The organism is Enterococcus hulanensis (genome assembly GCF_005405485.1).
Taxonomy (GTDB): Bacteria; Bacillota; Bacilli; order Lactobacillales; family Enterococcaceae; genus Enterococcus_A; species Enterococcus_A hulanensis.
Genome location: NZ_BJED01000002.1, coordinates 175,685 through 188,064 on the forward strand (window position 1 = coordinate 175,685; position 12,380 = coordinate 188,064).

At 41.6% G+C, this 12,380-nt stretch carries 12 protein-coding genes; 11 read left to right on the forward strand and 1 reads right to left on the reverse strand.

All coding sequences use genetic code 11. The annotated features are described in order from the left end of the window. Window positions 1-304: 304 nt before the first annotated feature. The 6 genes from FFR60_RS03430 to dapF all read left to right on the forward strand — a co-directional run bounded on the left by FFR60_RS03430 (window position 305) and on the right by dapF (window position 6,915). Window positions 305-1,612 (forward strand): PTS sugar transporter subunit IIC, encoded by a 1,308-nt coding sequence (locus FFR60_RS03430; protein ID WP_137663025.1) that lies wholly within the window; start codon window positions 305-307, stop codon window positions 1,610-1,612. Between the two features lie 21 nt (window positions 1,613-1,633). Further along, window positions 1,634-2,545, forward strand: a complete 912-nt coding sequence (locus tag FFR60_RS03435) for a DUF7916 family protein (RefSeq protein ID WP_137663026.1) — start codon at window positions 1,634-1,636, stop codon at window positions 2,543-2,545. 117 nt (window positions 2,546-2,662) lie between these two features. Beyond that, complete coding sequence (locus tag FFR60_RS03440; protein ID WP_088935270.1) at window positions 2,663-3,370, forward strand: GntR family transcriptional regulator; 708 nt, start codon at window positions 2,663-2,665, stop codon at window positions 3,368-3,370. Window positions 3,371-3,595: 225 nt separating this feature from the next. After that, on the forward strand, window positions 3,596-4,750 hold the full coding sequence (locus FFR60_RS03445; protein WP_171004857.1) for a M20 metallopeptidase family protein: 1,155 nt from the start codon (window positions 3,596-3,598) through the stop codon (window positions 4,748-4,750). A gap of 11 nt (window positions 4,751-4,761) precedes the next feature. After that, on the forward strand, window positions 4,762-6,060 hold the full coding sequence (gene lysA / locus FFR60_RS03450) for a diaminopimelate decarboxylase (protein ID WP_137663028.1): 1,299 nt from the start codon (window positions 4,762-4,764) through the stop codon (window positions 6,058-6,060). A gap of 24 nt (window positions 6,061-6,084) precedes the next feature. Then, on the forward strand, window positions 6,085-6,915 hold the full coding sequence (gene dapF, locus FFR60_RS03455) for a diaminopimelate epimerase (RefSeq protein WP_137663029.1): 831 nt from the start codon (window positions 6,085-6,087) through the stop codon (window positions 6,913-6,915). Between the two features lie 83 nt (window positions 6,916-6,998). Here dapF and FFR60_RS03460 read toward each other — a convergent pair whose 3' ends face one another. Further along, window positions 6,999-7,748: a DeoR/GlpR family DNA-binding transcription regulator gene (locus tag FFR60_RS03460; protein ID WP_088935266.1), complete on the reverse strand. Its 750-nt coding sequence runs from the start codon at window positions 7,746-7,748 to the stop codon at window positions 6,999-7,001. A gap of 243 nt (window positions 7,749-7,991) precedes the next feature. On the opposite strand from FFR60_RS03460, the gene FFR60_RS03465 reads away from it, so the two are divergent. From FFR60_RS03465 to FFR60_RS03485, 5 genes are read left to right on the forward strand one after another with little or no spacing between them, the layout of a single operon-like run. Then, a complete protein-coding gene (locus FFR60_RS03465) occupies window positions 7,992-8,684 on the forward strand; it encodes a ribulose-phosphate 3-epimerase (RefSeq protein ID WP_137663030.1) in 693 nt (230 codons plus the stop codon). A gap of 15 nt (window positions 8,685-8,699) precedes the next feature. Continuing rightward, window positions 8,700-9,257 carry a 6-phospho-3-hexuloisomerase gene (hxlB, locus tag FFR60_RS03470; protein ID WP_088935264.1) on the forward strand — a complete coding sequence of 186 codons (558 nt, stop codon included), beginning with the start codon at window positions 8,700-8,702 and terminating at the stop codon, window positions 9,255-9,257. Window positions 9,258-9,266: 9 nt separating this feature from the next. After that, window positions 9,267-10,406: a mannitol-1-phosphate 5-dehydrogenase gene (locus FFR60_RS03475; RefSeq protein WP_137663031.1), complete on the forward strand. Its 1,140-nt coding sequence runs from the start codon at window positions 9,267-9,269 to the stop codon at window positions 10,404-10,406. Window positions 10,407-10,415: 9 nt separating this feature from the next. Further along, complete coding sequence (locus FFR60_RS03480; protein ID WP_137663032.1) at window positions 10,416-10,847, forward strand: PTS sugar transporter subunit IIA; 432 nt, start codon at window positions 10,416-10,418, stop codon at window positions 10,845-10,847. A gap of 13 nt (window positions 10,848-10,860) precedes the next feature. Further along, window positions 10,861-12,306 carry a PTS mannitol transporter subunit IIBC gene (locus FFR60_RS03485; protein ID WP_137663033.1) on the forward strand — a complete coding sequence of 482 codons (1,446 nt, stop codon included), beginning with the start codon at window positions 10,861-10,863 and terminating at the stop codon, window positions 12,304-12,306. Window positions 12,307-12,380 lie beyond the last annotated feature (74 nt).

Consider the following 12,380-nt stretch of genomic DNA (forward strand, 5'->3'; position numbering starts at 1 on the left):
CATAATTTTACTTTAAGTATAGCAGATCAATTATATCTTAAAAGAAAAAATCGAGGGGGAAATTGGTCGGAAGTGTGTTTTTTATTTGAGCGAACAATTATATAGAAACGTTTAATTAATAGAAATTTGCAAATGTTCTTTTATAAGAAAGCCGTTGTAAACGTTTTATCAATATGATACCATCTATTTAAATTGGTACCAACAAATATAGAAAGAGGTGTATGAATCTAAGGTGAAAGAATATAGGGATTTTTGTTTCAGCACGATGCATATTTCTAAATTTTAAGAAAAAGAGGTGTAGAAAATGAATAAGTTTAATTTGTTTTTGGAGAAGAAGCTTTTGCCGATCGCATCAAAGTTGGGAGCGAATCGGGTATTGATCGCCATTCGGAATGGGATCACATTGAGTATGCCATTGATTATTATCGGTTCATTATTTTTGATCATCGGAAATTTTCCGATTGATGCGTGGATCGATTGGCTAGGAAAAACCGGTATTATTGATTATTTGAACAAAGGGACAAATGGCAGCTTTGGAATTATGGGATTGGTTGCGAGTTTTGGGATCGCGCAGAGTTTAGCCAGTCAGCATGATGTTGATGGAACCTCTGCTGGTGTAATTGCCCTGTCTTCTTTTTTGGTAGCGACACCGAATATTTTTTCTGGTGGAGAGGAGCCTGTGGAAGGGATTCCAGTTGCTTATATGGGCAGTCGGGGATTGTTCGTAGCAATCGTTTTAGGTATTATCACTGCGTTGATCTTCGCTTGGTTTATCAATCATAATATTCAGATCACGCTTCCGGATTCTGTGCCGCCGGCAGTCTCAAAAAGCTTTAGTGCATTAATTCCTGGTGCGGCTATCATCACTCTTTGGTTAGTCATCTTTGCATTATTAGATGCAACTGGGATCGGAAATATTCATGATCTGCTGTTGAAGATTTTTGGCGGTCCGTTAGGGTTGCTAGGAGCAACGATCGGCGGGACAGTCATTTCGATTTTCTTAAACAGTGCTTTTTGGTTTACTGGGATTCATGGCGGGAACGTTGTAAATAGTATTATTTCACCTATTTGGCTAATGAATACTGATGCCAATCGGTTGATTTATCAAGCGGATCGGACAGCAGAATTGCCGCACATCATCACTCAGCCATTTATTGATAATTTTGTCTATATGGGCGGTGGCGGTGCCACGATCGGGTTGGTGATTGTTATTACGATTATTGCTCTCAAGAAAAAATCGAGTCAATTAACCAAAACAATGGCTCCATTGACATTGACTCCTGGTATATTTAATATTAATGAACCAGCTATGTATGGGCTTCCAGTAGTATTGAACATCAGTCTGATTATTCCGTTTATCTTAGCGCCAATGGTCAATGCACTGGTCACCTACTTTACTATGTCTTCCGGGTTAGTCGCGAGAACGGTCGGAATCGCTGTTCCTTGGACGATGCCGCCGGTTATCAGCGGTTTTCTTGCAACGGGCGGTCATATGAGCGGCGCTATATTGCAGGTAGTGTTGATAATTTTGGATATCTTGATCTATTATCCCTTCTATCAAACCGTTGAGCGTCAAAATGTATTAGCTGAAAGTGGAACATCAAATAACTAGAAAATGTGAGGAATCTAAAAAATGGTAAAACGATTAATTAGCGCGAATGCATCAGATTTATTAGCAATGTCAGCAGCAGAATTAAAGCAAAGTATCAAAGCAAGTGAAGGAAGAACGATCGTCTCTGAAAATGTAGCTGTAAGAGAGTCGTTGGTAGGAGATATCACCAATGCAGAAGTAGCGCGGGCCTTTGGTGCAGATTTGATTTTACTAAATGGTGTGGATGTCTTGAATTTGAAAATCGAAGGATTGGAATTATCCGCTGATGAAACAGAAGAAGAACTGATCCATAAATTAAGAAAGCTGGTTGGACGTCCGATCGGTGTGAACTTGGAGCCGGTGGATCAGGATGCGAAAATGGCAGAGAATAAATTAACGATTCCTTTAGGTCGTCAAGCGAATGAAGAAACACTGAAACAAGCTGAGAAACTAGGCTTTGACTATATTTGTTTAACTGGAAACCCCGGAACAGGTGTGACCAATAAGCAGATCAATCAGGCAATCAAACGAGCGAAGGAACATTATAACGGATTGGTGATTGCAGGGAAAATGCATGGAGCCGGCGTTGATGAACCAGTAGCAGATTTCCAAGCGATTCAATCTTTTGTTGAAAGTGGGGCGGATATCATCTTGGTTCCTGCTGTGGGAACGGTGCCTGGCTTTGACAGCGATGATTTAAAAGCCGCTGTGAAGGCTGTTCATCAAGCGGGAGCACTTATTATGACAGCTATTGGAACCAGTCAAGAAAGTGCCGATGAAGAAACGGTGCGACAAATCGCGATCCAAAACAAAATCTGCGGTGTGGACATCCAGCACATAGGAGATGCCGGCTATTCAGGTATTGCGCCTGTCGAAAATATCCTTGCTATGAGTAAGGCGCTTCGTGGTGCGCGACACACGATTTCAATGATGGCTCGTTCAATCAACCGCTAGACATTAAAAAATCCTGTTCAAAGTAAACTGGTAGTAAAAATGCTTTTCTGTCATAATAGTAAAGACAATGTGTCAGAATGAATGAAAAGGGCTACTATTTAGCAGAGGTGTTTTTATATGGCGAAGTATCATGAGATTTCTACTGAATTGATCAAAGAAATAGTCGACGGAAAATATAGTGGGCAAGGAAAATTGCCAACAGAGAAAGAATTGAGCGAACATTTTGATACAAGTAGAAATACAATTCGAAGCGCAATCAATTTACTGACGGATGAAGGATATGTGTATAAAGTACAGGGGAGCGGTATTTATTTGCGACCAGTAAATTTCGATGAAAGTACCAATTTAAATTTAATCAAAGGTTTTTCTAGTGAACAGCAGTCAGAAACTAGTAAAATCAAAATTTTGAAGTTGGAGTTGATCGAAGCAGATCAAAGATTAGCTTCGGAGCTTAACTGCGATGTGGGAGAAGCATTATATTATTTAAGACGGATTCGCTATGTGAATAATGAGCCCGTTCGAGTGGAACAATCCTATTATCGTCAAGAAGTGGTTCCTTATCTGGGACGAGAAATTGCGGAAGCATCGATTTATGATTATTTAACGCAAAATCTAAAATTACAGATCGGCTTTGCTGACCGTAAAATCTGTGCGGATTATCTGGCAAAAGAAGATGCTGAATTATTGGGATTAGCAGAAAACGACCCTGCATTAGTAGTAAAAGAGAAAACGTATCTTTCAAATGGTCAGATCGTAAACTTAGGGGAAGCAGTTTTGCATTTTCAAAAAATATCACTCTTTTCAAGTGCCAAGAGTTCTGAGTGAAATGCCGACGTAATTAGATAACTTATAATAGAAGAAACAAGAACAGTTTAATGAGAAATACGTCTATTGAATTCAATAGGCGTATTTTTCTTTTTGTATACTGAAAATTTGCGAAACAAATTAATGACCAGAAAGGCAATCTATACTATAATATGAGAAACTATCAATAGATTTTTAATCTAAAGAACATTTATTCTAAGAATATTTATGGAAATGAGTGAGACGATGATCGATCCACAAGTCAAAGAATTAGAAGAATTAGTCACTACGATGCGCCGCGAATTGCACCAAATACCTGAATTAGGCTTGGAAGAAAAACAAACTGCCGCATATATTCGAAACAAGCTGGCATCCTTTGGTGTTACTGAGACTTATGAAGTGATTGAAACAGGTACGATCGCGGTCTTGCGAGGAGAAAAACCTGGAAAGACGTTGGCTTTTCGGTCAGATATCGATGCTTTGCCAGTGGAAGAACAAACTGGTTATGAGTTTGCTTCCAAAACACCGGGCAAGATGCATGCTTGCGGGCATGATGGACATATGGCGACGTTATTGGGTTTCATTGCATATTTGCACAAATATCCTGGAAAAATTCAAGGAACGCTTGTTTTTGTTTTCCAACCGGCAGAAGAAGGACCGGGCGGGGCTGAATTAATTATGAAAACAGGCATTTTACAAAAATTAGGCGTGGAAGAAATCGTCGGCCTGCATGTTTTTCCTGATTTGCCGGCTGGGAAAATTTCTTGCCGTCCGGGACCGATGATGGCGCGTAATGCGGAGGTAACGATCACGATTAAAGGTGTCAGCACTCATGGGGCGCAGCCTCAACTAGGAGAAGACGCGATCGTTGCGGCTGGCGGAGTGATCTCTGGCTTAAACAGTATTTTAGCAAGAAATATTGGTCCATTGGATAATGTGGTTTTGACCTTTGGCACGATCCATGGCGGCGAAGCGATGAATATCGTGGCTAAGGAAGTCGTTTTACACGGAACGATGCGGGCTTTTGATGACAAGGTTTATGATGAGGTCGTTCGTCGGACAGAATTATTAGCAGGAGAAATCGCCAAAGGTTACGGCTGTGAAGCAGTGGTTGATTTCAATCATATGTATCGAGTGGTAGACAATGATCCGAAAATGGTCGAAACGCTGGAAAAGGTCGCGGCGGATTATTATGTAGAAACACCGCCATATTTGATCGCGGAAGATTTCTCGATGTACCAGCAGGAAATCCCCGGTATGTTTTTCTTTTTGGGAATTCGCGATGAGGAAAAGGGCTATACTTATCCGCTCCATAGCGGAAAGATGAAATTTGATGAAGTGAATCTGCTTTTAGGGATTCAGACTTTTGTGAACTTGATCGCTGGATTGAATGATAATTAAGGGGGCTTACAATGGAATTTGAAACTAAAAATGGACATTTGATGTGGGATGGCTGCGACACTGTCGAATTAGCAGAAAAATTTGGCACACCATTATATGTTTTTTCCCAAACATTAATAGAAGAGAAGTGCCAAGAATTGCAGCGGGATTTTGTTGAGAAGTATGAAAATGTACGGGTGGCCTTTGCCAGTAAAGCTTTTTCGACTTTAGCAATGTTAAAAATTATTCAGCAGCAAGGATTTTCTTTAGATGTCGTTTCTGACGGCGAACTGTATACGGCGATCAAAGGAAACTTTCCAGCTGAACATATTGAAATGAACGGCAATAATAAATCGATTGAAGAATTGGAAATGGCGATCGATTATGGCGTTGGCCGGATTATCGTTGATAGCCTGCAGGAAGTCGATCTGATCTCAGCAATCGCTAAAGAAAAACAAAAAGTAGTGGACATCCTGTTCCGAATTACACCGGAAGTGAATGTTCAGACCCATTCGTTTATTTCGACGGGACAAAAAGATTCAAAATTCGGCATTCCGATTGATGAGGATATTCTATTCCCGCAAATTCAAAATGCGATCAACACACCAGAAGTGAATTTCTTAGGCTTCCATTTCCATGTCGGCAGTCAATTATTTGATAATCACTCGCATCTTGCGGCGGCGGAGATTGCTTTGGATTTGGTTAAAATGGTGAGGGAACGCTTTGACTATACGATCAAAGAGTTGAATTTCGGCGGCGGCTTTGGTGTTCGTTACACGGATGCAGATCAGCCGAAACCATTTAGTTACTTCACAGATCCGATGATGAAAAAAGTTCTGGATTTTTGTAAAAAAGAAGATTTCCCGCAGCCTGCTGTTGTGATCGAACCGGGTCGCAGTATTGTTGCCGAAGCAGGGATCAGCCTGCACAAAATCGGAGCAATCAAGGAACTTCCCGGTTTGCGGAAATATGTCAGTATCGATGGCGGGATGACGGATAATATTCGTCCGGGACTATATGAAGCGGAATATACAGGTATTTTAGCGAATAAAGCCGAAGATATGGCAGTTGAAAAAGTGACAGTTTCGGGGAAAGCCTGCGAAAGTACCGATATTTTAGTGAAGGATATCGAGCTGCCGACTGTTGAAGCGGGCGATATTTTCGCGACGTTTTCAACGGGAGCGTATGGCTATTCAATGGCCAGCAATTATAATAAACTGGCTATCCCGGCAGTTGTTTTGACAAAAGCGGGGCAAGCGGAGATTATTGTAAAAAGACAAACCTTGGATCAAATTATTCAAAATGAAGAAATTCCAAGCTTTTTGAAATAGAAACTCCTGAAATGAGGCTAGAGTATGAAGGTACCCTTTTACAAAATGCAAGGCGCTGGAAATGATTTTATTTTAATCGACAATCAGCAGCTGAATTTTTCTAGTGAGCAATTAACAAAATTTTCGGCCCGTGTTTGTACACGACGGATTTCAGTCGGAGCAGACACCTTGATCGCGATTGAAGCGGCTCGTGGTGACGGAGATTTTTATGCGCGCTTTTTCAATGCGGACGGTTCCGAAGCAGAAATGTGTGGAAACGGTGCTCGCTGTGTGGCGCGTTGGGCCTATGAAACAGGGATCGCAAAGGAAAAAATGATGATTGAGACGATTGCCGGGGATGTACCAGCAGAACGTTTAGATACCCGAACGTACCGTGTGCAGCTAAACTCGCCGACAGTTTTTGAAGCAGATAAGCAGATTCAAGTCGATGGAAAAGGGGTTACAGTGGATTACGTCGAGTTAGGCGATCCGGGAATTCCTCATTTAGTCGTTCATGTGCCTGATCTGGCTATGACTGAATTAGAAACGATTTTTGATTTTGCCAGAAAGCTGCGGAATCATCCTGCGTTTGAAAAAGGAGCGAATGTGAACTTTTATGATATTCTGCCTGATCAAACCGTTGTGGAACGTACCTATGAGCGAGGCGTTGAAGATTTTACTTTAGCCTGCGGAACTGGAACTGGTTCGACAGCCTATGCGCTGACAAAAAAAGGGTTAGTTAAGAATAATCCAGTGGTGATTGAAGTTTTGGGCGGGCAGCTTCAGGTGAACGTAGTAAATGATGAACTGTACTTGATTGGCGATACGAATATCGTCGTTGAGGGCACGATTTTAGATGAAGACTTAGCAGTATAATCGCAAGTTTTAATATTTAACAAAAAGAAACCGAACGGTCATAGTTCTATCGAATACGATAGGATATGACCGTTCGGCTTTTTTTAATCAATCAAGACAATTTTTTGTTTGTTGTATTCTTTACGAACCTTATCCGGGATTTCCTCTGAGATCAAATAGGTCAGATCATCTACAGGACCCACGATGTGATTACTGATGGTCCCGAATTTATCGTTGGTGATCATTCCCAAAACTTCAGTAGAGACGCGGACCATTTCGCGTTTAATTTCTGATTCTTGCGTGGTTGGTACGCTCGTTCCGGCATCCAAATCAAGATTGTAGATGCCCATAATATAGAGATCTGCTCGAATATTTTGCAGCTGCTTGAATGCTTGGACGCCAATGTTGATCATGGATTGCTTATAAAAGACGCCGCCGATGTTGATGATCTCAAGGTTAGGGTGCTGAGCTAGCTCCATGGCGATCGGCGGACTGTTGGTAATGATCGTTGCCCGAAAATCTTGCGGAATTACTTTTGCTAACGCTAAGTTAGTCGTACTGCCATCGATGATAATAACGGAATCTTCTTTTAAAAAGGGCAGCGCTTTATGAGCCAGCTCTTTTTTTCGATCACTAGCCACAGTTTCCCGATAATTAAAATCAGTGATCGGCGGTCCTACACGTAAGGCGCCGCTGTGAACTCTTTTTAAAAGACCTTGCCCATCCAATTCCTTTAAATCCCGCCGAATCGTATCCTCAGAAACGTTAAAGCGCTGACTCAAGTCGCTGGCGATAACCTTTTGTTCAATATTTAATAAATCTACAATTTTTTGATGTCGTTCCTCTTTCAGCATGTTGCGCACTCCTTCTTATTTCTTCCTGTTTATCATGCCATGTATGCGCTTTTGTGTCAATTTTATTTGAGTTTAATCGGATAAACGCGCAAAAACATGCAGATAAAATTAAATAATTTGCGCGTTTGTATTGACTTGTGTTTGTTAAGCGATTACAATGAACTTGTAAATGAAGGATGTACGGCATTCGAACTCGCTGATTTTTCCGGATAAAATCGGCGTATTGAAAGTAGGAGGACGCTTATGGAGAAGCAAATCATTTTATCGCCATCCATCATGTGTGGAGATTTGGTGAATTTAGAAAAAAGTATCAATGATTTAGAAGCGATCGGCATGGACACTCTGCATATCGATGTTATCGATGGCTCATTTAGCCCAAGCATGCCATTAGGAATCGAAACGATCAAACGAATGCGGGAAATCACTTCGATGAATTTCGATGTGCATATTATGTCGAAGGACAATGAATTTTTTATCGGCGAGATGCTGAATATTGGTGTTGAAGGAATTACTTTCCATCACGAGACTAGCCTGCATGTTGACCGCTACATTCAAATGATCAAGAATGCGGGGACGAAAGTTGGTGTGGCCTTGAATCCGGCAACCCCTTTAAATGTTTTAAACTACGTTTTACCAGAGATTGATCGAGTATGCTTAATGCTGATCAACCCGGGATTTGCGACGAATAAAGCAGAAAAGCAAATTCCTTATGCATTGAAAAAAATTACTGATTTGCGGCAATTGGTTGACGACCTAGGCTTAACAACAGATATCCAAGTTGATGGGCGAGTATCACTGGCGACGATTCCTGATTTATTAGATGCTGGTGCAACAAACTTAGTATTGGGAAGTACGAGTCTGTTTATTTCAGGAAATACATTAGCAGAAAATCGTCAGTTATTGTCTGAAGCAGTAAACAAAGCGGCTTTAGTTTGATAAGGAGGGAAAACGTTGGGGTTTAAGAGTGTAGAAAAAAAAATCGTCAATGAAATTGCGGCGACTTTAGATAGTATTGCAGTGGAAGATGTGGAGCAGCTAGTTGCGGAAATCGAAAAGGCTGAACGAGTTTTCTTTGTCGGTGTCGGTCGTGTACTGCTTTCTTTAGAAGGAATTGCGAAGCGTTTGGCACATTTAGGCGTGCAAACGGTCGTAGTCGGTCAAATCACCGAGCCAGCGATCACTGAAAACGACTTGTTGATTGTCGGATCAGGCAGCGGTGAAAGTTCTTTTCCGCTAGCCATTGCGAAAAAGGCGAAGAGTTTTGCTGCAACAGTGGCACATATCGGATCGAACGCGAACAGTTCAATGAAGGAACATACGGATCTTTTTATTCGGATACCGGTTCAAACGAAGTTGGCTCTGCCGGGAGAAATTCCTTCTGTTCAGCCAATGACGAGTTTATTTGAACAATGTCTACTATTATTAGGAGACAGTATTGCTCTGATGATGGTGGAGGAAAAAGAGATCGATATGCATAGCTTGTGGCAGTATCATGCGAATTTGGAGTAGGTGAAGAAAATGAAAGCAGTACATTTTGGTGCCGGGAATATCGGTCGAGGGTTTATTGGACAGATTTTACGGCAAAATGGTTTTGACCTTTGCTTTGTTGATACTAATGCTGAGCTGATTCAACAACTGAATCAAGCTGGCGGCTATTCGATTGAGATTATCGATGAAAATGCGACGACGGATTTTATTGATCGGGTCACCGCTTTAAATAGTATCACTGAAACAGAAAAAGTGATTGCGGCGATTGCTGATGCAGATATTTTAACTACGTCGGTTGGTGCGAATAATTTAGCAAAGATCGCACCAGCGATTGCGAAAGGGTTAAACAAACGGCTTCAACAAAAGCGTAGTATCAATATTTTGGCTAACGAAAATGTGATCAATGCCAGCGATATTCTGAAAAAGGAAGTTTATGCGCTGTTATCTGATGAAGAGAAGGTGGAATTTGATCAACTTGCCTATTTTGTAAACACAGCGATTGATCGGCAATCTCTCGGGAAAATCGTCGATGGCAAAGCGATCGCGGTAGTTGAACCTTATTATGAATGGGTAATTAACCGTCGGCAATTTGATCCGGCCACACCATTTGAACTAAAAAAAGTCGTCTTGATTGATGAAATGCAGCCCTATATCGAACGTAAGCTGTATATCGTTAACGCAGCACATGCGGCAATCGCCTATTTAGGTGCTCTGCATGGCTATAAGACGATCCAAGCCGCGATCCAAGATCAGAGAATTTTGGATTTGGTCAAGCAATTTTTAGCGGAGAATCTGGAGTATTTCGTGCAGGAATACCAGTTTGACCGAGAAGATTTAAAAATTTTTATCAAAAAAACGTTAAAGCGGCAGGGAAATCAAAAGCTTTCGGATGAAATCAGCCGTGTCGGCGGTTCCCCGATCAGAAAATTAGGACCGAATGATCGCTTAGTGGCACCAGTTGTAAAATTAGCTGCCTCTGATTTACCGCATGAAGCAGGTGTGAAGATTATTGCGGCAGGTTATCTTTATCGGAACGCTGCTGACAGCGAGGCAGAAAAAATATCTGCGATGATTGAAACAGAGGGCTTGGAAACGACGATTAAAAATATTTCTAATTTAGCTGGTGCGTTGCTTGCAGAAGTGGTTGCGGCTTATCAATCACTGGTATAGGAGGTACAGATGTTAAAAGAACAATTAACAGGAAATACAAAATTTATCGATTCGATTGACTCTTGGCAGGACGCCATTCGTTTGGGCGCACAGCCGCTTTTGGCGCAAGGCATTGTAGAAGAAACATATGTTGAAGCGATGATCCAAAATGTCTTAGACAATGGCAATTATATTATTTTATTGCCGCAAGTTGCGATGCCCCATGCACGTCCTGAATATGGCAGCAAGGGCGTTGGGATGACTTTTCTACATTTGGAGGAGCCTGTGATGTTTCCGGGAGAAGAGCCAGTAAAAGTTTTATTTACGCTTTCATCGGATTCGCCAGACGGACATTTAGAGCTGATTGCGAGTTTAGGTGAAGTGTTGAGTGATGAGGAATTATATCAGAAATTATTTGATGTTGAGACAGAGCAAGCGTTGTTGGATTTGATCAAGGAGTAAAGGAGAGAAGGAAATGGATGTAACGAATGAGGGAAAACAGGTATCGATGCGTGCGAGAGTTCAAGCCTTTGGCGGATTCTTAACGAATATGGTGTTGCCGAACATTGGTGCGTTTATTGCTTGGGGGATTGCGACGGCATTATTCATTCCAACTGGCTGGTTTCCAAATGAATCACTGAATGAGTTAGTCGGACCAACAGTCAGTTACTTGTTGCCATTATTGTTAGCTTATACTGGCGGTCGCATGATCGGCGGACAACGGGGTGCCGTTTTAGGAACGATCGGAACCATTGGGTTGATCATTGGTGCAGATATCCCGATGTTCATGGGTGCCATGATCATGGGACCGCTAGGCGGCTGGGTCATGAAAAAAACGGATAACTTTTTAGACGGAAAGATTCCTGCTGGTTTTGAGATGGTGGTCAATAATTTTTCAATCGGTATTATCGGCTTTATCTTAATGTGCTTGTCTTATTTAATTGTTGGACCAACGATCCAATCAGCGAATCAATTGGTGACAAATGCGATTGAAGCATTAGTTTCGACGGGGTTCTTACCTTTACTTTCTTTGGTCAATGAACCGGCGAAAGTCCTGTTCTTAAATAATGTGATTGACCAAGGTGTGTATTATCCGCTAGGGATGCAGCAAACGCTAGAAGCCGGCAAATCTATTTACTTCATGGTAGCTTCAAACCCTGGACCTGGTTTAGGTTTACTATTAGCGTATTCTTTCTTTGGAAAAAAAGCAGCCAAACGGACGGCGCCAGGTGCCATCATTATCCACTTCTTTGGCGGTATTCACGAAATGTATTTCCCTTACGTATTGATGAAACCGATTACGATTTTGTCAATGATCGCAGGGGGAATGGCGGGAACGCTGACCTTCCAATTACTTAATGTCGGTTTAGTTGCGGGACCAAGTCCTGGCTCGATCTTTTCATACTTAGCCTTGACTCCTCGCGGAAATTTCTTTGGTGTGATTGCAGGTGTAGTTATCGCAACTGCTGTTTCATTTTTAGTGACGGCCGTGATTTTGAAAGCAGACAAGACCGTAGATGACGATGACAGCTTTGAAGAATCTGTACAAAAGTCAAAATCCATGAAATCAGAAGGAAAAGAGTTATTGAATAAGGACAGCGGACAGGCAGTTAATGCCGTTGTGGCCAACTTAAACAAAGTTTCATTCGCTTGCGATGCTGGAATGGGCAGCAGTGCGATGGGTGCTACGACCTTCAAGAAAAAATTACAAAAAGCAGGCATTACTGATATTGAAGTTAAAAATTATCGAATCGAAGATGTACCGAAGGACAGCGATATGGTCGTCGTTCATCAAGACTTAGAAGAACGAACCCGCAATGCTCATCCGAAAATGAAAATCGTTACACTGAAAAATTATTTACAAGATCCAGCGATCGATGAATTAGTGAATGAGATCGTTGAGGCGAAAACAAAAGAGTAAATTTGACACCGGTGAAAAGCTCACCGGTGTTTTTGTCTAAAAAAATTAACAATTGGATTTCGTTGACGTGAAAA

Coding starts and splice junctions, on each gene's coding strand:
- dapF (WP_137663029.1), top strand. CDS start 6,085: ATGAAGGTACCCTTTTACAAAATGCAAGGCGCTGGAAATGATTTTATT.
- lysA (WP_137663028.1), top strand. CDS start 4,762: ATGGAATTTGAAACTAAAAATGGACATTTGATGTGGGATGGCTGCGAC.
- FFR60_RS03475 (WP_137663031.1), top strand. CDS start 9,267: ATGAAAGCAGTACATTTTGGTGCCGGGAATATCGGTCGAGGGTTTATT.
- FFR60_RS03480 (WP_137663032.1), top strand. CDS start 10,416: ATGTTAAAAGAACAATTAACAGGAAATACAAAATTTATCGATTCGATT.
- FFR60_RS03485 (WP_137663033.1), top strand. CDS start 10,861: ATGGATGTAACGAATGAGGGAAAACAGGTATCGATGCGTGCGAGAGTT.
- FFR60_RS03460 (WP_088935266.1), bottom strand. CDS start 7,748: ATGCTGAAAGAGGAACGACATCAAAAAATTGTAGATTTATTAAATATT.
- FFR60_RS03435 (WP_137663026.1), top strand. CDS start 1,634: ATGGTAAAACGATTAATTAGCGCGAATGCATCAGATTTATTAGCAATG.
- FFR60_RS03440 (WP_088935270.1), top strand. CDS start 2,663: ATGGCGAAGTATCATGAGATTTCTACTGAATTGATCAAAGAAATAGTC.
- FFR60_RS03430 (WP_137663025.1), top strand. CDS start 305: ATGAATAAGTTTAATTTGTTTTTGGAGAAGAAGCTTTTGCCGATCGCA.
- FFR60_RS03465 (WP_137663030.1), top strand. CDS start 7,992: ATGGAGAAGCAAATCATTTTATCGCCATCCATCATGTGTGGAGATTTG.
- FFR60_RS03445 (WP_171004857.1), top strand. CDS start 3,596: ATGATCGATCCACAAGTCAAAGAATTAGAAGAATTAGTCACTACGATG.